The organism is Haloarcula halobia, assembly GCF_029338255.1.
Classification (GTDB): domain Archaea; phylum Halobacteriota; class Halobacteria; order Halobacteriales; family Haloarculaceae; genus Haloarcula; species Haloarcula halobia.
Genome location: NZ_CP119787.1, coordinates 1,777,496 through 1,803,624, shown reverse-complemented (window position 1 = coordinate 1,803,624; position 26,129 = coordinate 1,777,496). Strand labels below are relative to the sequence as shown.

At 66.6% G+C, this 26,129-nt stretch carries 29 protein-coding genes and 1 pseudogene; 17 read left to right on the top strand and 13 right to left on the bottom strand.

Going from position 1 to position 26,129, the window contains the following annotated elements:
* Positions 1-36: 36 nt before the first annotated feature.
* The 9 genes from P1K88_RS09645 to P1K88_RS09605 all read left to right on the top strand — a co-directional run bounded on the left by P1K88_RS09645 (position 37) and on the right by P1K88_RS09605 (position 6,733).
* Complete coding sequence (locus tag P1K88_RS09645) at positions 37-684, top strand: DsbA family protein (RefSeq protein ID WP_276409967.1); 648 nt, start codon at positions 37-39, stop codon at positions 682-684.
* Positions 681-1,238, top strand: coding sequence for a tRNA (cytidine(56)-2'-O)-methyltransferase (locus P1K88_RS09640; protein WP_276409966.1), 558 nt, complete (start codon positions 681-683; stop codon positions 1,236-1,238). Before P1K88_RS09645 ends, P1K88_RS09640 begins: the two co-directional genes overlap by 4 nt.
* A gap of 25 nt (positions 1,239-1,263) precedes the next feature.
* Positions 1,264-1,452, top strand: a complete 189-nt coding sequence (locus P1K88_RS09635; protein ID WP_276409965.1) for a hypothetical protein — start codon at positions 1,264-1,266, stop codon at positions 1,450-1,452.
* Between the two features lie 107 nt (positions 1,453-1,559).
* The gene (gene tfe / locus P1K88_RS09630) at positions 1,560-2,087 is read left to right on the top strand and encodes a transcription factor E (RefSeq protein ID WP_276409964.1); all 528 of its coding nucleotides are present in this window, start codon (positions 1,560-1,562) and stop codon (positions 2,085-2,087) included.
* Positions 2,087-2,758, top strand: a complete 672-nt coding sequence (locus P1K88_RS09625) for a DUF2110 family protein (RefSeq protein ID WP_276409963.1) — start codon at positions 2,087-2,089, stop codon at positions 2,756-2,758. Before tfe ends, P1K88_RS09625 begins: the two co-directional genes overlap by 1 nt.
* A gap of 7 nt (positions 2,759-2,765) precedes the next feature.
* Positions 2,766-3,551 (top strand): DUF5803 family protein, encoded by a 786-nt coding sequence (locus P1K88_RS09620; RefSeq protein WP_276409962.1) that lies wholly within the window; start codon positions 2,766-2,768, stop codon positions 3,549-3,551.
* Between the two features lie 61 nt (positions 3,552-3,612).
* Complete coding sequence (locus P1K88_RS09615) at positions 3,613-4,308, top strand: competence/damage-inducible protein A (RefSeq protein ID WP_276409961.1); 696 nt, start codon at positions 3,613-3,615, stop codon at positions 4,306-4,308.
* A gap of 213 nt (positions 4,309-4,521) precedes the next feature.
* Positions 4,522-5,592, top strand: coding sequence for an ATP-NAD kinase family protein (locus P1K88_RS09610; protein ID WP_276409960.1), 1,071 nt, complete (start codon positions 4,522-4,524; stop codon positions 5,590-5,592).
* Positions 5,593-5,698: 106 nt separating this feature from the next.
* Complete coding sequence (locus P1K88_RS09605; RefSeq protein WP_276409959.1) at positions 5,699-6,733, top strand: phosphate uptake regulator PhoU; 1,035 nt, start codon at positions 5,699-5,701, stop codon at positions 6,731-6,733.
* Positions 6,734-6,827: 94 nt separating this feature from the next.
* Here P1K88_RS09605 and P1K88_RS09600 read toward each other — a convergent pair whose 3' ends face one another.
* A complete protein-coding gene (locus tag P1K88_RS09600) occupies positions 6,828-7,103 on the bottom strand; it encodes a hypothetical protein (protein ID WP_276409958.1) in 276 nt (91 codons plus the stop codon).
* Positions 7,104-7,190: 87 nt separating this feature from the next.
* Between P1K88_RS09600 and P1K88_RS09595 the strand changes: the two genes are divergently transcribed.
* From P1K88_RS09595 to P1K88_RS09575, 5 genes are all read left to right on the top strand, one after another.
* Positions 7,191-7,406, top strand: coding sequence for a DUF7525 family protein (locus P1K88_RS09595; RefSeq protein WP_276409957.1), 216 nt, complete (start codon positions 7,191-7,193; stop codon positions 7,404-7,406).
* 66 nt (positions 7,407-7,472) lie between these two features.
* Complete coding sequence (locus tag P1K88_RS09590; RefSeq protein WP_276409956.1) at positions 7,473-7,697, top strand: DUF7123 family protein; 225 nt, start codon at positions 7,473-7,475, stop codon at positions 7,695-7,697.
* 38 nt (positions 7,698-7,735) lie between these two features.
* Entirely contained in the window at positions 7,736-8,167 is a 432-nt protein-coding gene (locus P1K88_RS09585) for an SRPBCC family protein (protein ID WP_276409955.1), read from the top strand.
* A complete protein-coding gene (locus P1K88_RS09580) occupies positions 8,164-8,979 on the top strand; it encodes a carbon-nitrogen family hydrolase (protein WP_276409954.1) in 816 nt (271 codons plus the stop codon). The genes P1K88_RS09585 and P1K88_RS09580 overlap by 4 nt, the downstream gene beginning before the upstream one ends.
* A gap of 78 nt (positions 8,980-9,057) precedes the next feature.
* Positions 9,058-10,104: a DUF4349 domain-containing protein gene (locus P1K88_RS09575; RefSeq protein ID WP_276409953.1), complete on the top strand. Its 1,047-nt coding sequence runs from the start codon at positions 9,058-9,060 to the stop codon at positions 10,102-10,104.
* Between the two features lie 223 nt (positions 10,105-10,327).
* Here the strand turns inward: P1K88_RS09575 and P1K88_RS09570 are convergent, their stop codons facing one another.
* Positions 10,328-12,454: a CDC48 family AAA ATPase gene (locus tag P1K88_RS09570; RefSeq protein WP_276409952.1), complete on the bottom strand. Its 2,127-nt coding sequence runs from the start codon at positions 12,452-12,454 to the stop codon at positions 10,328-10,330.
* An 85-nt stretch (positions 12,455-12,539) separates the two neighbouring features.
* Between P1K88_RS09570 and P1K88_RS09565 the strand changes: the two genes are divergently transcribed.
* Positions 12,540-12,674: a DUF7128 family protein gene (locus P1K88_RS09565; RefSeq protein ID WP_276277162.1), complete on the top strand. Its 135-nt coding sequence runs from the start codon at positions 12,540-12,542 to the stop codon at positions 12,672-12,674.
* Between the two features lie 47 nt (positions 12,675-12,721).
* Here the strand turns inward: P1K88_RS09565 and P1K88_RS09560 are convergent, their stop codons facing one another.
* A complete protein-coding gene (locus tag P1K88_RS09560) occupies positions 12,722-13,153 on the bottom strand; it encodes a DUF5796 family protein (RefSeq protein ID WP_276409951.1) in 432 nt (143 codons plus the stop codon).
* Positions 13,154-13,252: 99 nt separating this feature from the next.
* On the opposite strand from P1K88_RS09560, the gene P1K88_RS09555 reads away from it, so the two are divergent.
* Together P1K88_RS09555 and P1K88_RS09550 are read left to right on the top strand one after the other, a co-directional pair.
* Positions 13,253-14,131 (top strand): shikimate kinase, encoded by an 879-nt coding sequence (locus P1K88_RS09555; protein WP_276409950.1) that lies wholly within the window; start codon positions 13,253-13,255, stop codon positions 14,129-14,131.
* Positions 14,128-14,415 carry a chorismate mutase gene (locus tag P1K88_RS09550; protein WP_276409949.1) on the top strand — a complete coding sequence of 96 codons (288 nt, stop codon included), beginning with the start codon at positions 14,128-14,130 and terminating at the stop codon, positions 14,413-14,415. The genes P1K88_RS09555 and P1K88_RS09550 overlap by 4 nt, the downstream gene beginning before the upstream one ends.
* Before the next feature lie 11 nt (positions 14,416-14,426).
* On the opposite strand, the gene P1K88_RS09545 is transcribed toward P1K88_RS09550, so the two are convergent.
* From P1K88_RS09545 to P1K88_RS09500, 10 genes and pseudogenes are all read right to left on the bottom strand, one after another.
* Positions 14,427-16,148, bottom strand: coding sequence for a hypothetical protein (locus P1K88_RS09545; protein ID WP_276409948.1), 1,722 nt, complete (start codon positions 16,146-16,148; stop codon positions 14,427-14,429).
* Positions 16,149-16,541: 393 nt separating this feature from the next.
* On the bottom strand, positions 16,542-17,222 hold the full coding sequence (locus P1K88_RS09540) for a carbonic anhydrase (RefSeq protein ID WP_276409947.1): 681 nt from the start codon (positions 17,220-17,222) through the stop codon (positions 16,542-16,544).
* A 170-nt stretch (positions 17,223-17,392) separates the two neighbouring features.
* The gene (locus P1K88_RS09535; protein ID WP_276409946.1) at positions 17,393-18,127 is read right to left on the bottom strand and encodes a DUF7289 family protein; all 735 of its coding nucleotides are present in this window, start codon (positions 18,125-18,127) and stop codon (positions 17,393-17,395) included.
* Entirely contained in the window at positions 18,127-18,591 is a 465-nt protein-coding gene (locus P1K88_RS09530; RefSeq protein ID WP_276409945.1) for a DUF7266 family protein, read from the bottom strand. Before P1K88_RS09530 ends, P1K88_RS09535 begins: the two co-directional genes overlap by 1 nt.
* Positions 18,578-19,573, bottom strand: a complete 996-nt coding sequence (locus P1K88_RS09525; RefSeq protein WP_276409944.1) for a hypothetical protein — start codon at positions 19,571-19,573, stop codon at positions 18,578-18,580. Before P1K88_RS09525 ends, P1K88_RS09530 begins: the two co-directional genes overlap by 14 nt.
* Positions 19,561-20,175: a DUF7288 family protein gene (locus P1K88_RS09520; RefSeq protein WP_276409943.1), complete on the bottom strand. Its 615-nt coding sequence runs from the start codon at positions 20,173-20,175 to the stop codon at positions 19,561-19,563. The genes P1K88_RS09525 and P1K88_RS09520 overlap by 13 nt, the downstream gene beginning before the upstream one ends.
* Positions 20,176-20,177: 2 nt before the next feature.
* Entirely contained in the window at positions 20,178-20,708 is a 531-nt protein-coding gene (locus P1K88_RS09515; protein ID WP_276409942.1) for a DUF7287 family protein, read from the bottom strand.
* Entirely contained in the window at positions 20,709-22,745 is a 2,037-nt protein-coding gene (locus tag P1K88_RS09510) for a type II secretion system F family protein (protein ID WP_276409941.1), read from the bottom strand. It abuts the gene before it with no gap.
* Entirely contained in the window at positions 22,746-23,138 is a 393-nt protein-coding gene (locus P1K88_RS09505; RefSeq protein ID WP_276409940.1) for a P1/P2 acidic ribosomal protein, read from the bottom strand.
* Between the two features lie 172 nt (positions 23,139-23,310).
* Positions 23,311-25,767 (bottom strand): annotated as a pseudogene (locus tag P1K88_RS09500) (type II/IV secretion system ATPase subunit); the annotation flags it as partial.
* Positions 25,768-26,129 lie beyond the last annotated feature (362 nt).

The window sequence follows — 26,129 nt, the reverse complement described above, 5'->3', positions numbered from 1 at the left end:
AACGCCGTTTTATATCTCCCGGGGCGAGTGACGGGTATGACAAACTCGACGCGTCGCGACGTGCTCGCCGCGGGCGTTGCCCTCGCCGGCGCGACGGCCGGGTGTCTCACCGGTTCGAGCGACACGGCTGAGTCGCCGGCCCCGACGCCCACCGGCGAGACGCTTCCCACCCCCGTCGCGGGCGACCCGGACGCCGACGTCACCGTCGCAGTCTACGAAGACTACGCCTGCCCCCATTGCAAGACCTACTCCGTCGAGGTGTACCCGCAGGTCGAGGCGGCGTTCCTCGAGGACGGGAGCGTGCGATACGAGTTCCACGACTTCCCCATCCCGGTCGACGAGGCGGTGTCCTGGCAGGCCGCCAGCGCCGCTCGCGCCGTGCAAGACGAGGCCGGCGACGCGGCGTTTTTCACCTACAGCAAGCGCCTGTTCGAGAACCAGGCCAGCCTCGGTCCGAGCGTCTACGCCGAGTTGACCGAGGGGATAGACGCCGACGGCGAGACGGTACGACGGGCCGCAGACGAGGAGCGGTACCGGCCGACCGTCGCCGCCGACAGGCAGGCCGGCATCGACCGCGGCGTGGAGGGGACCCCGACCGTCTTCGTCGACGGCGACCCCGTCGAGTGGAGCAGGGTCGCCTTCGAACCGATTCGCGAGGCCGTCGAGGCCGCGAGAGGTACATGAAGGGCCACGAGTCGGTGACGGTGCTCCGACTGGGCCACCGGCCGGGCCGCGACGAGCGGATGACCACCCACGTCGGCCTCACGGCGCGCGCGCTGGGCGCCGACCGGGTCGTGATGGCCGGGGCGGCCGGCTCCCGGACCGACACCATCGTGGACATCACCGACCGGTTCGGCGGCCCGTTCGGCGTGGAGACGACCGACGAGCCCAGGCGTTACATCCGCGACTTCGAGGGGGCGGTGGTCCACCTGACGATGTACGGCGAACCGATTCAGGAGGTCGAAGCCGACGTCAGGGCGGCCCACGACGACGGCCCCCTCCTGGTCGTCGTCGGGGCCGAGAAGGTCCCCTTCGAGGTGTACGAACGGGCCGACTGGAACGTCGGCGTCACCAACCAGCCCCACTCCGAGGTTGCTTCGCTGGCTGTCTTCCTCGACCGCCTCTACGAGGGGACCGAACTCGACCGCGAGTGGGAGGACCCCGACCGCGTGGTCGTCCCGAAGGCGACCGGCAAGCGCGTGGTCGACCCCGACGACGCGGCCGACGAGGGGTCGTGAGCGACGCCCGTCGCGGTGACTGACCGTGCTCGACGGCATCACGGGGCTGACCTCGCGGGTCCTTCCGGTGGTCGGCACCCTGTATCTCATCTACCTCGTCACCCGGCCGCCGCCGGCACGCTGGGTCGGGCTGGCCTGTCTCGCGGTACTGACGCCGTTCGCCGTCGGCTGGGCGGTCGGACGGGCCTTCGGCGTCGGTCCGTGGGGGGGCTGACCCCACCGCACGGGCCGGACGACGGGCGGGTACTCGGGCCCTCTAGCGGCCATCTACCAGCCCCCAACCCGATGGATTTAACCACGTGACCGCCGGAAACACGGGTAATGGCTTTCGAGGACCTTCTGGAGGACCCCGTGATACAGAAATACCTCCACGAACTGGTCGGACCGAAGGGGATGCCGGTCGCCGCCGCGCCGCCGGACGGCGAAGTGACCGACGAGGAACTGGCCGAGGAGCTCGGACTCGAACTCAACGACGTCAGGCGAGCCCTCTTTATCCTCTACGAGAACGACCTGGCGACCTATCGCCGCCTCCGCGACGAGGACTCCGGGTGGCTCACGTACCTCTGGACCTTCGAGTACGACAAGATCCCAGAACAGCTCGAAGAGGAGATGCACCGCCTGCTGGAGGGCTTAGAGGAGCGGCGCCAGTACGAGCGGGACAACGAGTTCTACCTCTGTGAGCACTGTGGCATCCGCTTCGAGTTCGGCGAGGCGATGGAGTTTGGCTTCCAGTGCCCGGAGTGTGGCAACCAGGTCGAAGCGATGGAGAACACCCGCCTCGTGACCGCGATGGAAGGCCGAATCGAGGAACTGCGGGACGAACTGAACGTCGACAGCGTGGAAGCCTGATGGTCGTCCTCGGGACGAAGGTGTACGTGACGGGCGATGCCCGACAGCGTGCACTCGACGGCCTGCGGTCGCTGGTCACGAACGAGTTCGGCGAGCTCGACGTGTCGTTCGACGTCGGCCACCGGGAGGACGATTTCCCCACCGTCACCGTCGACGGCCCGGACGCGACGGTGGCCCGGAACCTCCTGCGCGAGGCGTTCGGCGAGCTCGTCACCGACCACGAGCCTGACGAGACGTACGTCGGGACGCTCGACTCGTGGGACGAAGAGGGGTTCGTCCTCGACGTCGGGTTCGGCCAGTCGGTCCGGATCCCCGCCGACGGGCTGAACCTCGGGCAGGGGTCCCCGGCCCAGATCCGCAAGCGGTTCGGCATCGTCCAGCACATGCCCCTACGGTTCGTCGCCGGTGACGAACCCCGCCTGGCCGACGAGACGGTCGACCGGCTCTACGACTGGTCGCGGGGGAACGGCCGGGTCAACGCCAACAGCGTCACCCGCTCGCAGGCCCGCGCGACGGTCAACCGCGCCGGCCACGCACAGGACATCGTCACCGTCGAACGCGTCGGCCTGCTCGAACAGAGCATCGTCTGCAACCCCGACACCGACGCGCCGGGCCTGCTGGCCGACATCGGCCGGTTCATGCAATCGGAACTGCTCGCGGTCGTCCCCTGAAAGAGCCATGCAACGGCGTCACTACGCGCTCGTCGGTCTCGTCGCACTGCTCGCCCTCTCGGGCTGTACCGGCCTCTTTGGCCCCCAGGAGTCGGACCCGGCGCGCCTGAACCAGAACGCGAGTTACGACTGGGAGACCCCGGCGGACGCGACGCTGGTCGTCGACCGGTCGTCGTACACCGCTGTCTACGACGTGCGGAACAACTCGACGTTCGAGGTGTACAGCCGTGACGGGCTGGGCCGCGAACAGTCGGTCCCCATCCGTGCGCTCCGGTTCCGGTACGATAACGGGACGGTCATCAGCGCGGCCAACTCGTCGATGACCGCCACGGAGGGCGGCCGGCGCACCGAGATACAGTTCCCGGGCAACGTCACCGGGGAGGTGGCGTTCACGGCGCCCCGTCTGGGCAAGACGTTCGCGACGCCGACGCTCGTCGACGGGGGCTCGTACGCCATCACGCTCCCGCCGGGGGCCCGCGTGGGCATCCCGCTGCTCTCGCAGGTCAGTCCCGGGGCCGACGGGAAGACCGTCGAGAACGACCGGCAGACACTCCGGTGGGAGGAAGTGACGACGCGCGGAGTCAGCGTCCGGTACTACCTCCAGCGCGACCTTTTGATCTTCGGCGGGGTGGCGCTCTTCGCCATCGTCGTCGGTACGGGCGGCGTGCTGTACTACTACCGGCAGTTACAGGAGGTCAAACGCCGACGACAGGAGGCCGGCATCGACCTCGAGGAGGATGACTACGACGACGACGACCCCCGGGACCGCGGTCCGCCGCCGGGGATGCGGTAGGCCACCCGGGCCGCGCGCCCGTGTCCCACAGTATTTGTATCACGATTCCCTACCCGAGGGTATGCGTATCGCGGTGGTAACGGTCGGCGACGAACTGCTCTCTGGCGAGACGGTCAACACGAACGCGGCGTGGCTCGGCCAGCAGCTGGCGGCCCGCGGCGTCACCGTCGAGCGAGTGACGACGATACCCGACCGCCTCGCCGACATCGCCCGGGTTGTCAACGAGTACCACGCCGAGTACGACGCCGTCATCGTCACCGGTGGCCTGGGGCCGACACACGACGACGTTACCATCGACGGCGTCGCCGCCGCGTTCGGCCGGGACGTCGTCGAGAGCGAGGCGGCCCTGGCGTGGCTCGAGGAGAACGGTGGCTACACCCGCGACGACCTGACCGAGGGTACCGGCGACGTCCCCGAGGGGGCGCGCGTCCTGCCGAACCACGCGGGGGTCGCCCCCGGCTGTGTCGTCGAGAACTGCTACGTCCTTCCGGGCGTCCCCGCGGAGATGAAGCGGATGTTCGAGGAGGTGGCCGACGAGTTCGCCGGCGAGAGCCGGTACGTCGCCACCGTCGACGCGGCCGAACCCGAGAGTGCGTTGCTCGACCGTCTCGCGGAGGTCCAGGAGCGGTTCCCGGTGAAGGTCGGGAGCTACCCCGGCGACAACGTCCGTATCCGGTTCGAGGGCGGCGACGAGGCCGTCGTCGAAGAGGCGGCGGCGTGGCTGGAAGACCGCGTCGAGCGACCGGACGCCCAGTGACTGGTCGGGCCCGACCGGCTACCGGTAGAGGTACTGGAGCCAGAGAAACGTCACCAGCAGACCGCCGAGCAAGATGGCTGCGCCGGCGGCGTTGATGACGCCTGGCTGGACGTGACTCGAGAGCAACGTGACCATACCAAGGGTTGCGTGGCGGGTGGCTTCAAAGGCACGTTCCCGGGTCCCTTTTGCCGTTGGTTGCGCTAGAGTGACCAGATGCGAAAAATCGGTGTCGTGGTCAACCCCATCGCGGGGATGGGCGGCCGCGTCGGCCTGAAGGGAACCGACGGGAAAGTAGCCGAGGCGCGCAAACGAGGTGCGGAACCGCGGGCCCCCGACCGGGCCGCGGCCGCTCTGGAGTCGCTGGCCGAGGTGGCCGACGGGGTGGCGCTGGTAACCTACGGAGACCCGATGGGCGCGTCGCTCGTCCGCGGGGCCGGGTTCGACCCCGAGGTGGTCGGCGACCCGCGGGACCCCGAGGAGACGACCGGCGCGGACACCCGGGCGGCCGTCCGGGCCTTCGTCGAGGCCGGCGTCGACGTCGTCCTGTTCGTCGGCGGGGACGGGACGGCCGTCGACGTGGCCGAGACGCTCGAGGAGCTGGACGACGAGACGCCGATACTCGGCGTCCCGGCCGGCGTCAAGGTGTACTCGTCGGTGTTCGGCGTCTCGCCGCGGGCGGCCGGCCGCATCGTCGCCACGTTCTCCGAGACCGAGCGGGCAGAGGTCAACGACATCGACGAGGACGCCTTCCGCGGCGGCGAGGTGGTGACCGAACTCAGGGCAGTGGCCACCGTCCCGGTTGCCGAGCAGCGCCAGTCGGCCAAGCAACTGGGCGGGGGAACCGTCGAGACGCTGGCCGAGGGCGTCGCCGACGGCGTCGAACCGGGCGTCACCTACGTCCTCGGCCCGGGGAGCACCGTCGGCGCCATCAAGGCGGCGCTCGGGTTCCAGGGGACGACACTAGGCGTCGACGTCTGGCGCGACGGGGAGGTCCTGGTCGAAGACGCCGCGGAGTCCGACATCCTCACCGCCCTGGGTGACCGGAACGTCGTCGTCGTCTCACCCATCGGCGGCCAGGGGTTCGTCTTCGGCCGTGGCAACCAGCAGCTCTCGCCCGACGTCATCCGGCGGTGTGACCTCGAAGTGGTCGCCTCACGGCGGAAGCTCGACACCATCGGGACCGTGCGCGTCGACACCGGCGATCCGACCCTCGACGAGGAGCTGCGGGGGTGGCTGAAGGTGCGGGTTGGACGCCACGAACGCCGACTCGTCGAGGTCCGATGACCACGTCCGCCCAGACAGTCACCGCTATGGATATGATTGTATGCCTTCCCGGAGATTAAGTTGTGTATAGTCAAGATTAAGGTCGAGTGTCGCTAACCAAGGGGATATGGAAACGCGGAAGGTCCAGCGACTGGGTCCCTCGACGCTCGCGATGACGCTCCCCGCCGAGTGGGCGAGCGCACACGACGTCGAGAAGGGCGACGAAGTCTCGCTCCGGATGGGCGGCAAAGGCACGCTGACGGTCATGCCCGAGTCCGTCCAGACAGAGGAATCGGAGGCGATCATCTACGCGGAGAACTTAGACGCCGACGCCGTCGAACGGGCCATCGTCGCCCAGTACGTGCTCGGCCGCCGAGTCATCCACGTCGAGGCTCCCGAGGGCGGGACCCTCGACTCGGCCCACATCAACGCCGTCTACAACGCCGAGACGCAGCTGATGGGACTGGGCGTCATCGAGGAGACGCCCGAGCGCATCGCCATCCGCTGTTCGGTCGACCCCGAGGACTTCACGCTCGACAACCTGCTCGAGCGCCTGGAGTCGACCGGCTCGACGATGCGAAACGAGGCCATCAAGGCACTGGCCCACGGCAACCCCGACCTCGCCCAGCGTGCGCTCAACCGGGAGCGCCAGGCAAACAAGATATTCGTCCTCCTGCTTCGCCTCATCTTCACCGCCTACCAGAACCCCAACCTGGCGCGCGCGGTCGGCCTGGAGGACGGCTTCCCGCTCATCGGCTACCGCTCCATCGCGAAGAACCTCGAACTGACCGCCGACAACGCCGAAGACATCGCCGAGATCGCCCTGGAGGCGACCGACCACTCGCTGGCCGTCGACAGTTCGACCATGCGACGCATCCGCGACTTCACCGACCAGGTCAACGAGATAACCGAACTCGCCGTGCAGTCGGCCGTCGAGCGCGACTACGACACGACCATCGAGGTCCGAAAGATGTACCGCGAGATCGGCGACAAGGAACACGAGATACTCAACGACCTCCCGGAGATGGACAACCAGGACCTCCTGCAGGTCCGCGAGGTGCTGGTCAGCCTCCAACAGACCGCCGAGTACGCCGTCAGGAACGCCGAGATAGCGACGAACCTCGCCCTCAACGAGCAGTCCGAACACACGAAAATTCAGTAGGCGGGGGGTCTGGAGCAGGCCGTCGTCGTCTGTCGCAGTTCTGTCGGCGTGGCCGTCCCCTCCTGCTGTTCCGCGGCCGCGCTCGATGCCCGCGCTACGGCCGGGCACCCCTGGTCCACGAGGGCATCCTGATACCGTTCGTCCCGACCGTGTCGTTCGCCGAGACGCCGCCCAGCTGGACCCGGACGGGGTTCGGGTTCGACACCCGGAGGTCCGTGGTGACGGCCGTGGTGGTCTCCGAGACGCTCCCGAAGTGGTTCTCGGCCGACTCGACGCTCGTCGCACCCGGCACGCCGAACGCGACGCCGGCCCCGAGGAGTGTGGCGACAGCGAGGCCGGCGACGACCAGTAGCTTCAGCTTCCCTGCCATCGTGACCCCGCTATGCTGCGGCGATAACTGCTGTGTGGCCTCCCCGACCCCGAATGAACTAAGTGGGCTACCGCGGTACCACCGGCAATGGCATCGAACTCGCCCGGGACCGACATGGGAATCGGTCTCGGCCTGGTCTTCGGAATCGTCGCGCTGGCGGCCGTCGTCCTGACCGCGGCCAACGGCTACGCCTACGCGCTCAACGGGGTCGCATCGGTCCGGGTCACCAGCGGTATCGTCTTCGGCGTCGGCCTGCTGGCGGCCGGGCTGTCAATCGTCGCCATCCACGTCTACGACGCCTAATCGTACGCTGGCGGCCGGCTCGGCTGCAAGAGCAACCGTTAAATTTGCTCAGGCCCAACTCGAAGTATGGCCGACTTCAGCGAGGAAGACCAGCGTATCCTGGAGTTCCTCCGTGACAGGGTCTCCCGCGGCGAGAGCTACTTCCGCGCGAAGAACATCGCCTCACAGATCGGCCTCTCGGCGAAACAGGTCGGTGCGCGCCTCCCCCGACTCGCCGAGGAAGCCGACGAGGTAGAAATCGAAAAGTGGGGCCGCGCTCGGTCGACGACCTGGCGAGTCACCACTGGCTAGTCGGTGGATTATTGCGGGAGTAGACCCCACTCACAGGTATGACTGTCCGGGTCGAACGCACGATCACCGTCTCCGCACCGCCGGAACGCGTCTGGGAGTTCATCGCCGACCCGGAGAAGCGAGCGCGCCCCATCAGTGTCGTCACCGACTTCGAGGTCGTCGACGACGAGCGGGCCAACTGGTACCTCGAACTCCCGATTCCGGTCGTAAACCGGACGCTGTGTGTCGAGACGAGGGACGTCGAGCGGCGCCATCCGGAATACGTCAGGTTCGTCGGGAAGTCGAAGGTGATGCGCGTCCAGGGCGAACACGAACTCGAGGAGACAGAGGACGGCGGGACCGCGCTGACGAACCGGTTCGTCGTCGACGGGCGCCTCCCCGGCGTCGAGCGGTTCTTCAAGCGGAACTTAGACGCGGAGATGCAGAACCTCGAAGCCGCGCTCCGCGCTGACCTCGAAGTCACAGCATGAGGCTCACGCTGGCCCAGATCTCGGTCGACCCCGGCAGCGTCCAGGGCAACGTCGACCGGGCGACCGACGCCATCGAGCGGGCGGCCGCCGACGGGGCGGACCTGGTCGTGCTCCCCGAGCTGTTCAACGTCGGCTACTTCGCGTTCGAACTGTACGGTCGCCGTGCGGAGGCACTGGACGGCGAGACGCTCTCGACGATTCGCGAGGCTGCCACGGACCACGGGGTCGCCGTCCTCGCCGGGAGCATCGTCGAGGACCTCGAGTCGAGCGCGGCGGCGGGGCTGGCCGTCCCGGCCGAGGAGGGGCTCGCGAACACGGCGGTGTTCTTCGATCGGGACGGCCGGCGGCGGGCGATATACCGCAAGCACCACCTCTTTGGCTACGGGTCGGCCGAGTCCGACCTGCTGGCACCCGGCGAGCGTGTGCCGACCGTCGAGTACGAGGGCTTCACCGTCGGCATCACGACGTGTTACGACCTGCGGTTCCCGGCGCTGTACCGGCGACTCGTCGACGAGGGCGCGACGCTGACGCTCGTACCGAGCGCCTGGCCCTACCCGAGGGTCGAGCACTGGAAGCTCTTCCCGCGAGCGCGTGCCGTCGAGAACCTCCTGTACGTCGCCGCGGCCAACGGTGTCGGGACGTTCGACGAGGCGGAACTGCTGGGCCGGTCGACCATCTACGACCCGTGGGGGACGACGCTCGCGAGCTCCAGCGACGAACCGGCGCTGGTGACAGCCGACGTCGAGCCCGGCCACGTCGAGCGGGTCCGCGAGGAGTTCCCGGCGCTGGAAGACGCCCGTAGCGACTGGTGAATGTACAGCGGCTCTTTGACAAAAGACGCGTTTTGAGCGTCCCGGAGCACTTTATCCCCGGGGCGAGGAGAGGGCACCATGCCCTCACGAACGACGGCCGCCCTCCTCGTCGCCGCGGCGCTGTTGCTCGCCGGCTGTGCCGGCACGGGGAACCCGGTCAGCGCGAACGGTGGCGACGGCGCCGAGTTGGCTGCCAGCGCCGGTGACGCCGGTGCAGAGCAATCGGTCCCAGAGGCAGCGGAGTCCGGCGGCGGTGACGGCGGCGACGGCGGGAGCGTCGCGCAGGCAGACCAGTTGCGCCAGCAGCGAGCCATCATCAAGACCGGCCGGATGGTCGTCGAAGTCGAGAACTTCTCGACGAGCCGGACCGCCGTCGCCAGCGAGGCCCGGAGCATGGGCGGGTACGTCAGCGACTCCAACCAGCAGCTCCACCGGACCGGCGACGCGACCTGGCACACCGGCCACGTCGTCGTCCGGGTCCCCAGCGAGGACTACGAGACGATGCAGGAGGCCGCCGCGGAGGAAGGCACCGTCGTCTCCGAGGAGACGGAGACGAAAGACGTCACGGACCAGCTGGTCGACCTCGAGGCACGACTCGAGAACCTCCGCCAGCGGCGCGACCGCCTGCGGACCTTCTACAGTCGCGCCAACGACACCGAGGAGCTGCTCCGCATCGAGGAACAGCTCTCGGAGGTCCAGGGCGAGATCGAGCGCCTGGAAGCCCAGCGCCGCTCGCTCGAACAGCGCGTCTCGTTCTCGACGCTCCGGATCGAACTCCGGGAACCCGCCCCCGGCGCCAGCGAGATACAGACGCAGTACCACCAGCAGTCGCTCGTGGCCGTCTTCCTCGGGTCCGTCGAGGACGTCTACGTCTTCGGGCGGGCCACGATGGTGACCGCCGCGGCGGCGCTTCCGTGGCTGGCGGTCCTCGCGGTCCCGGCCCTGGGCGTCCGGCGCCTGCTCAAAGGCCGCAGTCTCTCGCTGCCGTCCATCCGTGCTTCCGGGTCGGAAGAGGAGGAGGCGGCTGACGGGACCGCCGACGGAACGGCTGACGAGACCGCCGACGAGGCCGGAGCGCACGAGTCGGGCACGGACGACGGCGAATCCGGAGACAGCAGCGGGTAGATACGGCCGACACCGGGCGTTTTTTGAGGGTGGGGTTTGTAATCGTAACCGCCGGCACGGCGCTTTTCACGTCACGCCGGTACCTAACGCCCGTCTCGCTGCTCGGCCACACGGCGTCGCTCGTCCGCCAAAGGCTGTCCGGACAGCCTTTCTCCTCATCCACCCGTCTTTCGCGTGCTACGGTCGTCAACGCCACCGTCGAGTCCCACCGCCGGTTCGACGACTACCGCTCCCGTTGCCGTTCGAGCGCGCGCTCGAAGTGCTCGCGGGTGACGACTACCTCCTCGGCCCGCTCGCTCGCGGCTTCGGGCCCCAGCTCGGCGGCGGCCTCACGGATGGCGAGCATCGACGCCTCGCGGACCACGGCCTCGAGTTGCGCCCCTGAGAACCCCGCCGTCTCGGCCGCGAGGTCGTCGAGCGAGACGTCCGGCGCGAGCGGTTTCTGCCGGGTGTGGACCGCGAGGATCGCCTCCCTGGCGGTCGAGTCGGGATTGGGAACCTCGACGTGCTGTTCGAGGCGTCCGGGCCGCAGGAGCGCGTCGTCTATCATGTCCCGGCGGTTCGTCGCGGCCAGCACGACCAGGTTGGGGTTCTCGGTGATACCGTCGAGTTCGGCCAGCAGCTGCGAGACGACGCGCTCGGTCACCTCGTTGCCCTGCCCGCGGTGGCTGGCGATGGCGTCGATCTCGTCGACGAAGATGATGCTCGGCGCGGTCTGGCGGGCCCGTTCGAACAGTTTCCGGACCGCCTCCTCGCTCTCGCCGACGTAGCGGTCCATGATCTCCGGCCCGGCGACGTGGATGAAGTTCACGTCGCTCTCGCCGGCCACGGCGCGGGCAAGGAGTGTCTTGCCGGTGCCAGGGGGGCCATACAGCAGGATGCCGCTCGGCGGGTCTGTGTTCGTCGCGGTAAACAGGTCGCCGTAGGCCAGCGGCCACTCGATGGTCTCGGTGAGGACCTGTTTGACCGCCTCTAAACCGCCCACGTCCTCGAAGGTCGTGTCGGGCGATTCGGCGACGTACTCCCGCATCGCGCTGGGTTCGACGCTCGCCAGCGCCTCGTCGAAGTCGGCTTTCGTCACCGACGGACTGTCGCGGTCCCGGCGGAGGGCGACCATCGCGGCCTCCGTCGTCAGCGACGCCAGGTCCGCCCCGACGAACCCGTGGGTACGGGCGGCGATGCTGTCGAAGTCGACGTCGTCGTCGATTGGCATCTCCCGCGTGTGGACGTCGAGAATCTCGCGCCGGCCCGCCTCGTCGGGGACGCCGATCTCGATCTCGCGGTCGAACCGGCCGCCCCGCCGGAGCGCGGGGTCGACGGCGTCGACGCGGTTGGTCGCCCCGATGACGACGACGTTGCCCCGTTCCTCTAAGCCGTCCATCAGCGTCAGCAGCTGGGCGACGACGCGGTTCTCCATGTCCGCGTCCTCGTCGCGCGAGCCCGCGATGGAGTCGATCTCGTCGACGAACAGGATAGCGGGGGCGTTGGCCTCCGCGCGGTCGAACGCCTCACGGAGGCGTTCCTCGCTTTCACCCTTGTACTTCGAGACGATTTCGGGCCCGGAGATGGTGTCGAAGTAGGCGTCGACCTCGTTGGCGACGGCGCGGGCGATGAGCGTCTTCCCGGTGCCCGGCGGCCCGTGCAGCAGGACGCCGCTGGGCGGGTCGATGCCCAGTCGTCGGAACTGCTCGGGCTCTGACAGCGGCAGCTCTATCATCTCGCGGATACGGTCGAGTTCCTCGTCGAGGCCGCCGATATCCTCGTAGCTGATGCCCGTCTCGGTCTCTGTGGCGTCGGGGGTCACCCGGTCGGCCCCGGACGGCGCGGGCGAGGACTGCTGGCGCTTCTTCGTTCCCTCTCCCTCCCGGTCGAGGACCGTCACGCGCGTCTCGTCGGTGACCTGCACGGAGCCGGCCGGCGTCGTCTGCCGGACCAGGAAGGTGCCCAGTCCCTCGACGTGGACGCGCTCGTCGGCCTGGACCATCCGGTCTACGAGGCGGTCACGGACGGTGTACTCGTACTCGTCGGTCCCGGGGATGGGATCGACCGGCTGGACGGCGATGTCGGTGGCCGCCACCACGGACCCCTGGCTGACGGTCACCGTCTCGCCGATGTTGACGCCGGCGTTCGCGCGGGTATCGGCGTCGATGCGGACGAACTCGCCCTGTTCGTCTGCGGGCCAGACCTTCACGACGGTCATCCGGTCGCCCTCGACGATGACGGGGTCCCCGCTCAGGACGCCCAGCTGGCTCCGGGCGGACTCGGGGAGGCGGGCGATACCGCGTCCGGCGTCACGCTTGTGTGCCCCCTCGACCGTCAGTTCGATTCCCTCGTCGCTGGACCCGCTCATGCCGGATCGTAGCGCTCGGACGCCCTTGAGGATTCCCTTCGTGTCGCGGGAAAACAATATACGGGCGCACGTCAGAGGGTGTCATATGGTGGTCACGACCGAGCGAGACGACATGACCTGGTACAAGTGCGAGACCTGTGGGCTGATGTTCGACGACCAGGACGACGCGCGCCAGCACGAGTCGAACTGCGACGACGAGGACCCGTCGTACATCCAGTGAGCGAGCGCGGTGTGCTGTGAGGGCCGCGCGGTGCCCGGCCCAGTCGTTCAGGCGCCTTCCGGGACGACCTCGAAGCTCCGCTCGCCCATCTCGTCCTCCTCGAAGACGAAGACGCGCCCGTCCGCGACCTCGAAGTCGACGTCCACCTCGACGCGCATCTGGTGGTCCCTGACCGTGACGCCGGGGAACAGCTCGTCCTCCGTGCCGTCCTGGAGGATGACCCGGCCCACGCCGCTCTCCTCGATGATGTCGTCGTGTGTCCGCAGGTCGTTGACGTAGACGAGGATGCCCGTCGTCTCAGTCTCGTCGGTTATCAGCACGTGGGTGTCCTTGCCCGGGGCGGTTCGGACGCTCTCTTCGACCTTCGACGGGACGCCGTGGTAGAACGCCGTCCGGCCGTCCAGATACTCGACGGCGACGCCGTCCTCGGTCAGTTCCACGGACAGCGTCGAGGGTGCGATGTCGGACCGGTTGCTCATACCCGGTCATTCGGCCCCTGGCCCAAAAACTGCGCGTTGTGGCCGGGGCGGTGGCCGCTTCCGCAGGTAGTAAATACTCCCAGGCGGGAGTAGGGAGCGATGGAAGGAAAGGCAGCCGCGCCCGCCGCCGGAACGGTCCTGAACGCGCTCGCGACCGGCCGGGGCTCGGCGTTCGCCATCGACGAGTACACCACCGCGACGGTGGAGCTGTCGAAGGACGAGGAGGGCGTCACGGGCGAGGTGGCCGGCGCGCCCGACGCCGACACCCGCCTGATCGAACGGTGCGTCGAGTACGTCATCGACTCCCACGGCGGCCCCGAGACGGTCGGGTTCCCCGCTGTGTCGGGCGGCCACGTCCGCACCGAGAGCGACGTCCCGATGGCCTCGGGGCTGAAGAGCTCGAGCGCGGCGGCGAACGCGACGGTGCTCGCGACGCTGGACGCGCTGGACGCGACAGAGCGGATGACCCGCGAGGACGTCGCGCGCCTCGGCGTCATGGCTGCCCGGGACGCCGGCGTGACCGTGACCGGGGCGTTCGACGACGCCTCCGCGTCGATGCTCGGCGGCGTCACCGTCACCGACAACGACGCCGACGAGCTGCTGGCCCGCGACGAGGTCGAATGGGACGTGCTCGTCTGGACGCCGCCGGAGCAATCGTTCAGCGCGGACGCCGACGTCGAGCGATGCCGCAAGATCGCGCCGATGGCTCGCCTCGTGGAGGACCTGGCGCTGGACGGCGACTACCAGCGGGCGATGACGGTCAACGGGCTCGCCTTCTGTGCCGCGCTCGGCTTCGAGACGGAACCGCTCGTCGAGGCCATGAGTCAGGTCGACGGCGTCTCGCTCTCGGGCACCGGGCCGTCGTTCACGGCCGTCGGCGACCGGCGGGCGCTCGAGCAGGTAAGGGAGTACTGGGACCGACGGGACGGCCACACGCTACTGACCACGACACAGACGGAGGGAACACAGACAGTATGAGCACGAACCCCGAGGACATGTCGCTCGAGGAACTGCGCGAGGAGATCCGGACGATAGACCAGGAGATCGTCGAGAAGATCGCCCAGCGGACCTACGTGGCCGACACCATCGCACAGGTCAAAGCCGAAAAGGGCCTGCCGACCACCGACGAGGCCCAGGAGCAGGCCGTCATGGACCGCGCCGGCGAGAACGCCGAACGGTTCGACGTCGATTCGAACCTGGTGAAGGCCGTCTTCCGGTTGCTCATCGAGTTGAACAAGGTCGAACAGAGAGAGAACCGCTGAGCGGCGGTGGCTCAGTTGACGCTCTTCGAGAGTTCCGCCCCAGCTTTGAACTTCACCGTATCGGATGCGGTTGTCTCCGTGAAGTGGACGATCGGCAGGCGTCCCTGCTGAGCGATTACCACCGGCACCCCATCGTTGGGACCCGCCGCTCCGCGCGTCGTTCGCCCCGGCTTCTTTCGGACCACCCTGTCGTTCCCCTGCGCTTCCGAGAGGACACCCTCGGCGACCGCATCCGAGACCGTCCCGTCGAACAGTCGCGCTCCTCGTCGCGCTTCCTCTCCCGACAGTCGGCGAGCCATCACGTCGCCGTACCCGTCTCCATCGAGATCACCGGCTCCGACACCGACGACGTCCGTCGGACCGCCCACGGCGACGAGCGTCGTCGAGCCCTCGTAGAGACTGCCGTCGTCGATGACCCACCCACCCGTGTAGATGTACTGGTCGGCGTGCTTGCAGCGGCGAACGTACAGCAGCGCCGGGAACGGCGTCGGACAGTCCGGTGGCGCGACCATAATCGGACACACGAGCGTCGACGTGGACGAACTCGCACCGACTTCGGGCCCCCACTCGTCGAAGTCGGCGGGCTCGGCAGTCCCGTCCCCGCTGACCGCGAGGGCCGGGGTCGTCTCCGTGGCCTGTGGTGGGTCGTTCACCGGACGAACGGTGACTCGCCCGTCGACGACGTGCGCTTCGAGGTGGATGCCCGTGTCGACGGGACCGGAGAGGGCGGACAGGCACACGTCTGAGTCGGAGAGCGGGGACTCGTCGTCACCGCCGGGATTCATGAGTGAGCCACGGTAAATCGCGCTCTGACCGCCGACCGCGTCGCCCTCGTAGATGGGGCTGTTGTTGGACGCACGCATGGAGTCACCCCACGCGTAGACGTGTCCATCGTCGTCGGCTCGGCCGGTCACGTACTCGATGATGCGGCGTGGAGTGAGTTCGTCAACGATGGCGAGGTCCCGACCCGGGACGCGAGCGTCGGGCACCGTGATGGTGAACTGCTCGCTGAGTATGGGTTCGGCTGCGAGGTACCCGTACAGGGCTTTGATATTGTCCCCCGGCATCACCATATCTCTGTCTTCCCCGAGAATGATTTCTCCGGTCACTTCCGAGGTGTTTGGGTCGTTCACCGAGGATTCGAGCAGTTCGATGTCACCTTCGACGATGGCCTGTATTTCCTGCACGTTCTCACTGGCGGCGTCCCACTCGCCGTTATCGATGTGCGCTGCCGCCTGCTGGGTTAGTTTCGTCCGTCCGTCTGCGTGCTCTCGAACCGTCACGCACACGTCGTCGGAGCAGCGTTCGAGCGTGGCTCGTACGTCTTCGATGGTGTCGCCCATGTCTGCGAGGTGGTTCCGTCCCGTGCGTGCGGAGCGCTTGCTGATGGAGTCGGCCGCTGCTTTCGTCTGGGAGAGCAGCTGGTTCTCCAGGTCGAGTGCGTTCGAGCGGAGTTCGACCGCGTCGTCGAGGCCGTCGGCGTCCGAGTCGGCGTCGACCGGGCCGCGGATCGTCGACCTGTTGCTCCGAGTGTTGTTGTAGTTGGCTCGGTTGCTTCCACTCTCATCGTCATCGTTATAGTCGAAGCAACAGGTGGCTGCGATAGCGGTCGCGGTCACCCACGCTTCGAGCTCGATGTCGTCGGAGATGGGGCCGATATCTCCGGAAACGGTCGGGGTCAGTTTGTACACGGCGGGTTCGCCGGCGGGCGATGGGCCCGTGTACTCGCCCATGCCTGCGAACGGCGCTGCTGGCGATGCATCCGTGTTCGTCGTCGCACTGGCGACTCTGCCGAGACAACCACTGAATGCACCGACCGCCACAAGACCGCTCGCAGCGAGTATCTGTCGGCGGGTCGTTCCGGTAGCCGGCACGCCCCGCGTCGAACTGTACGCTGCTTTCGAATTCATCTTCGAGTGGTACAGGGTGCGGTATCTGTATAAGTACTCTTATAATAACGAACAGGGACTTGTCTGCCGGCTGTCGATTCCTGCGGTGATCGTACGACTCCCTGACATGTGTCCTTGATACGTGCAGCGAACCGTGGATGTCAGCTACCTGAGCAGCGAGAACCGGTGAGCGATAGCTGCGAGGTCCCCAGCGGAGCTCCGGCGGGCGCGTCCCGCTCAGTACGTCCAGAGACGGGCGATCCGATCCGCGACCTCGGCGTGTTCCGCTCGCAGCGCCTCGACGTCCGTCTCGCCGTCGACGTTGATGACGTGGACCTCCCCGCGGGTCTCGGAGTAGACATCTTGGAAGTCGTAGACGACGCCGACGACGTCGGTGTCCTCGGGCACGTCCTCGCTCTCTCGCAGGAACTCGACCTGGCGGTCGACGTTGTACTCGACGAGGTGGTTGACCGCCTCGCCGTCGGTCAGATCGTCGGGCAGCGCCTCGACGCCGGGTTCGAGGTGCGGTTGCAGGATGTCGATGCAGTGCTGGATGCCCGGGGCCTCGTCGACGCCGTCGGTCAGGGCGGTGTAGGTCGCCGTCACGGCGCCACAGCCGGTGTGGCCGACGACGACGACGGTGTCGGTGCCCGTGTGGGCGACCGGGTAGAGGACGTCGCCGGAGACGGCCGGGCCCGACGCCGTCTGCTGGACGACGCGGTTCCCGATGTTCCCGGCGGTAAAGAGATGGCCGGGCTGGTCGTTGTCCCACATCCGGTCCTGCAGTACCCGCGAGTCCGAACAGCAGACCGTGACGGCAGCCGGATACTGGGCGTCCTGCACGTCGTCGAAGCGGCCGGCGAACTCGCGAGCGTGTTCGGCGTTACCTTCGAGCAGCGTCTGGACAGTCTGGTTCATACCGGATAGCGAGAGTGGCTCGAATAAATCGTTTGATGATTCGGAACTGGAAGCGTACAACGGCACGGCGGACCACCAACCAAGCCAGCTCCCGGACGAGAGAACGCCGGGAGCAGTCGGGAGCGCGTTCGGGGGGTGACCGGACAGCGATTACACTCGACGGGCGTAGTTCAGGTGTCGAATCGGACGTCGACGTCGGTCACGGAGACCGTCACCTCGCTGGTGGTCAGCGTACAGGTGACGGTGTCTCCGCTGCGAGTGCAGGTGTCGGTCGCCGACTGCGCGTCAAGGTACCGGAACCACGCCTCGCTGCGCGGGCTGGTCACCGTGAGCGTGACGTCGTCGTAGACGCCACCGCTCTCGGTGTCAGTCCGCAGGACGGTCGTACCGGCGCGCGTGGTGCGGATCGTGGCACTGGACTGCCCGCCGACGGCCGTCGAGGACACGGTCTCGGTCCGGACGACTGGGAGCACGGTGTAGTCGGTGGTCAGGAGCATCGCCGGTTCGTCGACCATCACCTCTCCGTCGGGGTCCGACCGGATGACCGCGCCGTTCTCGTAGACGACGTCCGTCCCGGCTCCCGCGTCGAGGACGATCGGAGCGACCTCGAACGCGTGGGAGAATCCGTCCGCGGGGACGTCTATTTCGATAGTGGTGGTCCCGGCCGCCGAGAGCTGCGAGTCGTAGAGCTTCACCGTCGTCGTCCGGCTCGGGACCTCGTCGCCGACCACGTCGTCAACGTTGTCCGAGAGGATCTCGAACGAGCGCACGCCGTTGTTGACGCGCTCGGAGTCCTGGACGTGGTCGAGCGTCGCGAAGCCACTGGCGCTGATGAGTGCCACCATCAGGAGGACCATCGAGAAGATGACGACGAAGCCGATCGTCGTGCTCTGGCCGCGGTCCATCAGCCGTTCACCTCCAGAGTCCCCGTCGCCTCGTCGTACGAGACGGTGACCTCGCCACCGTCGACGGTCGTCTCTTCGACGGGCGTGCCCGTCTTGAGGTCGACGACCGCCGAGACGTCCACCGATGCGCTCGTGACGATGAGTCGGTATCGGTAGGCGTCGCCACTGGTACCGGTCTGTTCGATGGCGATGCGGTACTGTTCACCGCCGACGCGTTCGGGGAGTCGGTCGGTGACGCGGACCGTCGTGGGGGAACCGTTCGCACGGACCAGCGTGTCCGTGCTGCTCAGCTGGTTCGCGAACTCGTTGCCGAGGACAGACAGTTCCGCCTGGACGGTCTGGTCGCGTTCAGACGCCACGAGCGTGCCCGTCGACGTGAAAAGCGAGACGACCAGCAGCAGGGTGATGGCCAGCGTCGTCACGAAGCCGACTGCCGGCGAGACGCCTCGGTCACGCATCGCCATCACCTGCCTCGACCGTCGTCTCGGTGACGTACTCCACGCTCGAACTCACGTACGTGAGTCGGATAGAGGCCGACGAGATCTGGCCCTCTGCGGTCGGGCCGCTGGTCTCGTCGTCCGCGTAGTTGCTGTCGTCGACGCCGGTCGGACCGTGTTCGACGAGCATCGTGTAGGTCCCCTCGACGTTGGCTGCCGAGCGGAACGCGAGGCTGTACGGACTGTCGACGTCACCGAAGGTGTCCAAACCACTGCACGAGTCGCTCCCGTCGAACTTCCCGTCGACCAGGTCGACGGTGACAGATTCGCCCGACGCGGGGTCGACCGTACACGCGCTGTACAGGGTCCCGCTCGTGTCCTCAACCCTGACGACCACGTCGGACTGGTTCGTGTAGACGAACAGCCGCCAGGTGTCGCCGTCGTCTTCGGTGACGAGCACATGGAACACATCGTCGCCGGTCAGCGTGCCGACGTCACCGTCGGGGTCGGACTCGACGAGCGCGCTCTCGGAGACGTTCAGTCGAAGATCTCTCGCCTCGGAGACGTCGCTGGCGAGCGTCCAGTCGTCCTCGGGGCTGGTCGCGCCGCTCCGGAAGTCACGCGTCGAGACGGTCTGTGAGATGCGGGTCTCGTGGGTCGACCCGGTCAGGGTCACGTTCGTACGACCGCCCCGCATCGCTGCGTCGTCGTCAGCACTGGCACTCCAGTCGGCGACGCTCGTTTCGAGTTCGGATCGGAGTGCAACCTGACTCTCGTTGCGGTGTTCGTTCGCGTAGGCTATCGAGCCCGCGACGCCGTCCGTGGCGGCGGTCGTGAAGCCGACTGCCGCTCGACTGTCGTCGCTGCTGGTCGTCGCCATCGTCTGGGCGAACGCGGAGGCGTTCAACACCAGCGTCAGGGCGACGAGCAGGACGGCGATACCGAACGTCGTCACGAGGAGGACCTGTCCGCGGTCCGTGGCGTCTCGCACCGAGATCAGGTGGACCACAGAACCACCTCCACGGAGACGACGTTGTACACGCCACTTCCGGGTGAATCGTCCGGCGCGTAGAACGACCCCGACGAGACGGTGTCCGCGCTCGGGACTGCCGCAGTCGAGTCGTTGTCGTCGTCGTCGTAGTACAGGGGATCGTCGTCGTAGAGCGTCACGAGCGTCGCGACGCGGACGGCGTCGTCACTGGGCGTCCCGCTGTCGACGACGGTCACGGTCTCGGGGTCGTCTCCGGGCACCTGATACCGGACGTTGACGTTGTAGGCCACGCCACCGGTCGCGAAGCTCCGGCGGAGCTGCTCGCCGAACGTGGTCGGGAGATCACCGTTCTGGTAGCCCGACTCGTACGATTCGAGCCCGCGGAACGCTTCCTCGGACGGGTCCCAGAAGAGGACGGTCCGCTTGAGCGAGCCGTCCTCGGCGGCGTCCTCGAGGACGCCGGCGGCGACCCGTTCGAGCTGGGTCACCGAGTGGGAACTCGCCGTCGTCGCGCTCTGTGGCGTGACGGCCGTCGCCTGGAGCGCGAAGATAACCGCGCCCAGGAGGAGCATCCCGGAGACCAGCGCTTCGAGTGTGAACACCTGTGCTCTGTCACTCATCGTCACCAGACCTCCACCACCAGGAGCGCGTCTGTCCCGTCTATCGAGACGTGGCGCTCTACAGTTACGACCGTGCCTTCGCCGGACTGGTACGTGTCTCCGACGACGAGGGGGGTGCCGCTGCCCGAACACGGGCCGACTGACCCACCGCTCGTACAGAGGGCCGTGCTGTCGGTTCTACCGGCGTCGTCGGGCCGGATCGAGACGTTCACTCGATACCGGTCGTCGATACCTAACCGGTCGTGCAGTGGCTGGCTCGTATCGAGCGTCCCACACGAATCGGGGCTGCTCTGGCTGAAGAAGTCGGCCGTGCAGGTCGGCTCCAGCGCCGCAGTCGATGGCTCGCCGAGGTGGAAGTCGACGAGCTGGTTCGCGACCCGATCGGCGACCAACGGTGCCTCCTGGTCGTCCGGAGCCGACGAGACGAGTCCGGGGACGAACATGAAGACGAACCCGACGACGACGAAGAAAACCGCCATCCCCGTCAGGAAGTCGAGGGTCAACTGGCCGCGAGCGGTACGGGACGACGGCATCTATCCCACCACCGCCCAGACGGTCAGGGAGAGCGCGAGGAGCACGACGATATACTTCGCGCCGGCGCGGAGGGTCGCCTCACGGAGGTATCCGGAGATGAGGCCGGCGAACACGGCCTGGATGGTCACGGCGTGGAAGAACATCAACGACAGCAGGTCCGCGTCGACGGCGCCGCCGAGTGACATCCCGCCTGCGTTCCCCGTGGTCCCAGCGGAGCCAAAGTCCGCCATGACGTCGATGAACTGCACTTTCAGTAGCGCCATCACGCCCAGCAGCGTCACGTAGGTCATGAGCACGATCGCCACCTGCATCATCGAGCGGGAGTGTCGCTCCCGTCGGAGGTCGTCGGCGTTCTCGCTGGCACGCGCGGCCGTCGCGAGGACGACAGCGATGTGGCTGGACGCTTCCTGAGCTTTCGTGACGAGTTTCACCGTCCGCGCGAGTTGCGGCATCTGGTACTTGTTGTTGAACTCGATGAGCGACTCCTTGAGGCTCATCCCGAAGTGCACCTTGTGGTGGATGATCCGGAGCTCCTCTGCGAGCTTGTCCGACGACGTCTCCGAGACGGTCTTGATCGACTCGAGGACGGTCGCCCCCGTCGCGTTGACGGAAGATAGCTTCAGGAGCGTGTCCGAGAGGTTCCCGAGTATCGCGCGCCGGGACCGCTGGTTCCAGGTGTGGAACACGGCCATCGGTGTCACGACCAGGAACAGCGGGATGTAGACGTAGACGAACGTCGACCAGACCGGCTGTTGGACCACGTCGGCCCACGAGGTGGGCACGGCACCGGACAGCGCCGCCGCTGCGACCAGCGAGACGGACGCCGGAACGCTCAGCGCGAACGTGTACAGCGGGTTGTCCCTGAAGAACAGGTGTGGCTTGGACAGCAGTTCGACGGTCTCTTCGAGCCCTCGCTTCGCCGCGATGCGGTCGAAGATGTAGTACGTGCCTCTGAAAGAGGAAATGAACCCGAGGTTGCTGATGCCGGACTGGTTCTCGGTGTCCAGCCAGATGCTCGCGTCGCGTGGCTTGATGACCCCGTCGCCGAACTCGTCGCGCTTGACCGTGGTGACCAGCACCAGGAACGCCAGCGCGATGATCGGGATGAGCGCGTAGACAGTGACGTACAGCATCATCTGTGACGCGTTTCCGAGCATGTTCATCACCACGAGGATGATGATGAGCAACAGCGGGAACAGGGAGATGGTGATGTACATCTCGCCCAGGAGCTCGAGCACGTCGAGCGTCTGTTCCTGTTCCTGTTTCGCCGTGCGCATGTACTTGTGCTTCTTGTCCTCGAGGAACTGCGTCATGTTCCCACCGCTGTGGATGACAGAGAGCATGTCCACGAGGAACTCGCGGAACTCGTCGCTCGGGGAGTGGTCCATCTGGTTCTTGATGGCCGTCCGGTAGTCGACGTCGAGTGTCTTGGTCTCACGGACGATGGCCTGGAACTCGCGAGCGACTTCGCCGTAGGTGTCGTCGGCTTTCGCCATCGCCTCGAGCAGTTCGAGCTGGTTCAGCCCGCCCAGCGAGAGGGCGTACATGAACGACACCGAGTCCGACAGGAGCATGTTGATCTCGCGCTTGCGCTCGTTGGCGCGGAGGTACGGGATCCCGACGACGGTCCCGAACCCGGCCCCGAAGCCGAGTCCGCCGAGGACGAACCCCAGCAAGAGGACCACGAAGGGCGCTCTGAGAGTTCGCACGAGCTCGACGAGGACGCCGCTGTCCGGCAGTGGAACGCCCAGTAACGGTCCGGCCAGGAAGCCCAGCGAGGCGAGGACGTACCCCAGTCCGATACCGAGGAGCCAGAACACCGTTCCCGTGAGGAATCCGACCGCGATGGCGTGCGAGAGATACATCTCGACGGTGTCGGGCATCCGCGACTCAGCGAGCTTCGTCTCGACGGACTGGACGAACGCGTCCGAGTCGTCGAAGAGGAACTCGTAGACCGGATAGAACAGGTTCCCTAACCGGTCTGCACTCCCCTCGAACGTGCGGACGGATTGCGATTGACCAGTCTTCGTACTCATCTATGCCTCCGGTTCGTCGCTCGACTCCTCGGCCTCGCCGTCGGGGTCACTGGGACGTGCACCTCCCTCGAGGGAGTCGTCTTCGTCTTCAAGCCCCCCGCTTTCGGCGTCGTTCTCGACGTCGAACAGCGCATCGAGTCGGTCGGACTCGTCGCGCTCCGTGTCCGACCCGTCGTCCGAGTCGTCGCGTTCGAGTGCGAGGTCCATCCCGGCAGACTCCGTCGTCGCCGCTTCCGTCGCCGAGAGGTCGACGTCCTCGAGCGCCGCGACGATAGCCTTGATGCGGGACGCCTCGGGGTCTCCGCCGGCCGCCTCGACGGTCGCGGTGAGGTTCTGTTCGTTGATCTCGGTGCCAGTCTCGTGCAGCATGAGCGCTGCGTAAACGTATTCCATCGTCTTACTCCGTGTGCTCCGCGTCCGCTCGTTCGTCGCTCAGTTCCACGACGCTGGAGTGCTGTGAGTCCACGTCGCCCATGCCGTCGGTCGCCAGTCCGCTCCGAATCTCCGCGCCCGCCGCACGGATGGCTTCGGGTAACGCGCCGAACAGCGTCCCTGCCTCCTGTTCTCGGTAGTCTCCGAGTATCGTCGACTCCGCGGTGTCGAGGATCTCCCGCGCAAGTTCGGCCGTCTCGTCGTCCGGCTCCGGACGGGGGACGAGTGCTTCCTTCTCGGGGTCGATGTCGATCTGGACGCTCTCCATCTCGCGGAGGTCAGCGAGGCTCTCGCCGAGTTCGCCACGGGCCATCAGTCCCAGGATCGCGTCCGGGTCGTTGATGAACGCCTGGAGCGTCGCGGCGACCTCCGAGTAGTCGGAGAAGCCGTTGTCGATGAGGTAGGCCAGCACCGTCTTGCGCTTGAACAGCTCGTCTTCGAGCTGGTCGCTGTCCCAGCCGCGGTCGAACTTGATGTCTTCGAGCGTGTTGGAACGGCCGAGTTTCAGGAACTCGTCGCTCTCGGGCTGCCACTCGTATATCTCCCGGACGTTGATCTCGTCGTTCTCGGGGTCGTAGTGGTTGACCTCGGTGATGGTCTTGTTGCGCCGGACCTTGCGGCCCTGCACGCGGGTCTGGGTCTGGACCGACACCAGGTCGAGCCCGGTGAACATCGTCTTCGAGACGTTGATCGGCGCGGTGGTGAACCGCTTCAGGACCTCGCCGACGGAGTCGGCGTGGAAGGTCGTCATGGTCGTGTGCCCGGTGGACATGACCTGGAACAGCGTGCGACCCTCTTCACCCCGAACCTCGCCCATCACGATGAACTCCGGGCGCTGTCGGAGTGCGGCCTCGAGCAGGTCGAACTCGTCGACGTCACCGGTGTCGTCGTCACCGAACGAGGGGCGAGTGACGCTGGCGACCCAGTTGCGCTGGGGCAGCTCCACCTCGCGCGTATCCTCGATGGTCACGATCTTGGAGTTCGACGGGATGAACAGCGAGACGGCGTTCAGACTGGTCGTCTTGCCCGAGGCGGTCCCCCCGGCGAAGACCAGACTGCGGTTGTTCTCGATCGCGAGCCAGAGGAACGCCATCTCGTCGAGGGAGAAGGTGTTCCAGTTGATCAGGTCGATCGGGGTGTAGGGAACGTCCTTGAACTGCCGGATAGTGTAGTTCGTCCCGTGGTCCGAGACTTCGCGGCCCAGCGTCAACTGTGCACGCGACCCGTCTGGGAGCGTGGCGTCGACCTGTGGGCGGCGCTTCGAGATGCCCTTGCCCGAGCGCTGGGCGAGTTTCACCACGAAGTTGTCGAGTCCGGTCTCGTCGTGGGAGACGTTCGTGATGATGTTCTCGTACTCGGAGTGGTAGACGAACACCGGCGAGTTGTACCCGTCACAGGAGATGTCCTCGACGTTGACGTCGTGTTTGATGCCGTCGATGCGCTCGTAGCCCAGGAAGTCGCGCTGGAGCTCGTAGAGCAGGCGTTCGACCTGCGCTTCGGTGAGCGTGCCCGAGTCCTCCGCGAGCACTGCGGGTTCCGGTCGCGCTTTCAGACCGCGGAGTTCGCCGTCGTGTTCCTCGATTTCGACGCTGTCCGAGAGGAGCGCTTTGAACTGGCTCGTGACGCTGTCGTCGTCGCTCCCCTCGAGGAGGTCGTACTGGTCTAAGAGCCGGAGTGTCTCGTCTTCGATGATGACCGAGCGGTCCTCGTCGGACCCGTCGATGAGCGCGTCGTCCTCCGAGTACTTGATGGCGTTGCGGAGGCGACCGGTGAGGTAGTCCTTGACGTTGACCTCGATGTCGTTCAGGTACGGCTCGATCAGGTAGTACTTCTTCTCGTTTTCCTTGATCGAGTGGAAGACGACGACGAACGCGTAGGGCTTGTTGACCCAGTAGCGTTCGATCTCGACGAAATGTCGCTTCTTGGCCATCGAAACCGCCTTTTCGAGGTCGTACCGGTTCGCCAGGGTCGTGACGCCGTCGACGTCCGAGAAGAACAGGTCCTCGTCGATATCCGGGTTCACGTTGACCGTCCGCTCTTCGAAGACGTCGTCGAGCGTCTCGGCGAACGCGGCTCCGCGTGCGAGACGCGAGTCGAGTTCCTCCGGGGCGAAACCGAGGAACTGTTCGGGGTCGAACGGTTCGACCTCGCCGTTCTCGTCCCGCGGCTTCTCACCCTGGTCGTCGTAGTAGTACTCCCACTTGAAGTGCTCCCAGGTGTACTCGTCTTTGACCACGGGTGTGTTCTCGATCCACGCAGCGAACTGCGCCCGGAATCGAAGGGCCGACGCGATGCCGTGGCCGAGCACCTCCGGGAGTTCGTCCGGGTGGAACCCCAGGTACGCTTCCGGAGAGAACTCCGTGGCGTCCCAGGCCCGCACGCGTCCAGTCCCACTGGACCGATTCTTTCGTCCCAGGAAGCCGAGGAATCCGTCGTCGTCCGCCTGTTCGTCCCGTTCGGTCTCGACGACCGAGGGGATGTCGTCGGCGTAGCCGACTTCTGCCATCAGGTCGTCCCAGGTGTAGGTCCCGACGACCACCGGTTTCGCCTGTGGTCCCTCATCTGTGGCTGTCTGCTGCTCAGCAGCCATCGTGGACCCCACCTCGCGATTCTGCCCCTGCTCCAATCGTATGTTCGTTCATTGTGTCGCTCCTGAACACACGTCGGCTACGGTTCCCGGTCACCGAGTCACCGGTGCCATCCCTTGCGCCCGTTACGTGTGTTTACGTATCCTAACAGGACCGGGATCCAATTGGTAATAACTCGTGTAACTGGCGGTATCTACCAGCTACCACGAAGGCAGGGCCTGACGGTCGCAGAAAACGACTCGCACCGAGTAAGAAGATATTACCTACCAGGCTGCAGTGCCATTATTTTCGTTATTCTATTAGATGATATTATATGGGCAGATACGACCCGGAGATAGGCGACGTTGGAATGATAAAGGAGTTC

Bases quoted from the DNA above. Each gene is read 5' to 3' on its own strand.
- P1K88_RS09585 (WP_276409955.1), top strand. From the start codon at position 7,736: ATGACTGTCCGGGTCGAACGCACGATCACCGTCTCCGCACCGCCGGAA.
- P1K88_RS09570 (WP_276409952.1), bottom strand. From the start codon at position 12,454: ATGAGCGGGTCCAGCGACGAGGGAATCGAACTGACGGTCGAGGGGGCA.
- P1K88_RS09620 (WP_276409962.1), top strand. From the start codon at position 2,766: ATGCAACGGCGTCACTACGCGCTCGTCGGTCTCGTCGCACTGCTCGCC.
- P1K88_RS09520 (WP_276409943.1), bottom strand. From the start codon at position 20,175: ATGAGTGACAGAGCACAGGTGTTCACACTCGAAGCGCTGGTCTCCGGG.
- P1K88_RS09625 (WP_276409963.1), top strand. From the start codon at position 2,087: ATGGTCGTCCTCGGGACGAAGGTGTACGTGACGGGCGATGCCCGACAG.
- P1K88_RS09540 (WP_276409947.1), bottom strand. From the start codon at position 17,222: ATGAACCAGACTGTCCAGACGCTGCTCGAAGGTAACGCCGAACACGCT.
- P1K88_RS09535 (WP_276409946.1), bottom strand. From the start codon at position 18,127: ATGGACCGCGGCCAGAGCACGACGATCGGCTTCGTCGTCATCTTCTCG.
- P1K88_RS09600 (WP_276409958.1), bottom strand. From the start codon at position 7,103: ATGGCAGGGAAGCTGAAGCTACTGGTCGTCGCCGGCCTCGCTGTCGCC.
- P1K88_RS09590 (WP_276409956.1), top strand. From the start codon at position 7,473: ATGGCCGACTTCAGCGAGGAAGACCAGCGTATCCTGGAGTTCCTCCGT.
- P1K88_RS09530 (WP_276409945.1), bottom strand. From the start codon at position 18,591: ATGGCGATGCGTGACCGAGGCGTCTCGCCGGCAGTCGGCTTCGTGACG.
- P1K88_RS09505 (WP_276409940.1), bottom strand. From the start codon at position 23,138: ATGGAATACGTTTACGCAGCGCTCATGCTGCACGAGACTGGCACCGAG.
- P1K88_RS09610 (WP_276409960.1), top strand. From the start codon at position 4,522: ATGCGAAAAATCGGTGTCGTGGTCAACCCCATCGCGGGGATGGGCGGC.
- P1K88_RS09575 (WP_276409953.1), top strand. From the start codon at position 9,058: ATGCCCTCACGAACGACGGCCGCCCTCCTCGTCGCCGCGGCGCTGTTG.
- P1K88_RS09565 (WP_276277162.1), top strand. From the start codon at position 12,540: ATGGTGGTCACGACCGAGCGAGACGACATGACCTGGTACAAGTGCGAG.
- P1K88_RS09645 (WP_276409967.1), top strand. From the start codon at position 37: ATGACAAACTCGACGCGTCGCGACGTGCTCGCCGCGGGCGTTGCCCTC.
- P1K88_RS09605 (WP_276409959.1), top strand. From the start codon at position 5,699: ATGGAAACGCGGAAGGTCCAGCGACTGGGTCCCTCGACGCTCGCGATG.
- P1K88_RS09580 (WP_276409954.1), top strand. From the start codon at position 8,164: ATGAGGCTCACGCTGGCCCAGATCTCGGTCGACCCCGGCAGCGTCCAG.
- P1K88_RS09615 (WP_276409961.1), top strand. From the start codon at position 3,613: ATGCGTATCGCGGTGGTAACGGTCGGCGACGAACTGCTCTCTGGCGAG.
- P1K88_RS09560 (WP_276409951.1), bottom strand. From the start codon at position 13,153: ATGAGCAACCGGTCCGACATCGCACCCTCGACGCTGTCCGTGGAACTG.
- P1K88_RS09595 (WP_276409957.1), top strand. From the start codon at position 7,191: ATGGCATCGAACTCGCCCGGGACCGACATGGGAATCGGTCTCGGCCTG.
- P1K88_RS09550 (WP_276409949.1), top strand. From the start codon at position 14,128: ATGAGCACGAACCCCGAGGACATGTCGCTCGAGGAACTGCGCGAGGAG.
- P1K88_RS09545 (WP_276409948.1), bottom strand. From the start codon at position 16,148: ATGGGCGAGTACACGGGCCCATCGCCCGCCGGCGAACCCGCCGTGTAC.
- P1K88_RS09515 (WP_276409942.1), bottom strand. From the start codon at position 20,708: ATGCCGTCGTCCCGTACCGCTCGCGGCCAGTTGACCCTCGACTTCCTG.
- P1K88_RS09555 (WP_276409950.1), top strand. From the start codon at position 13,253: ATGGAAGGAAAGGCAGCCGCGCCCGCCGCCGGAACGGTCCTGAACGCG.
- P1K88_RS09510 (WP_276409941.1), bottom strand. From the start codon at position 22,745: ATGAGTACGAAGACTGGTCAATCGCAATCCGTCCGCACGTTCGAGGGG.
- tfe (WP_276409964.1), top strand. From the start codon at position 1,560: ATGGCTTTCGAGGACCTTCTGGAGGACCCCGTGATACAGAAATACCTC.
- P1K88_RS09640 (WP_276409966.1), top strand. From the start codon at position 681: ATGAAGGGCCACGAGTCGGTGACGGTGCTCCGACTGGGCCACCGGCCG.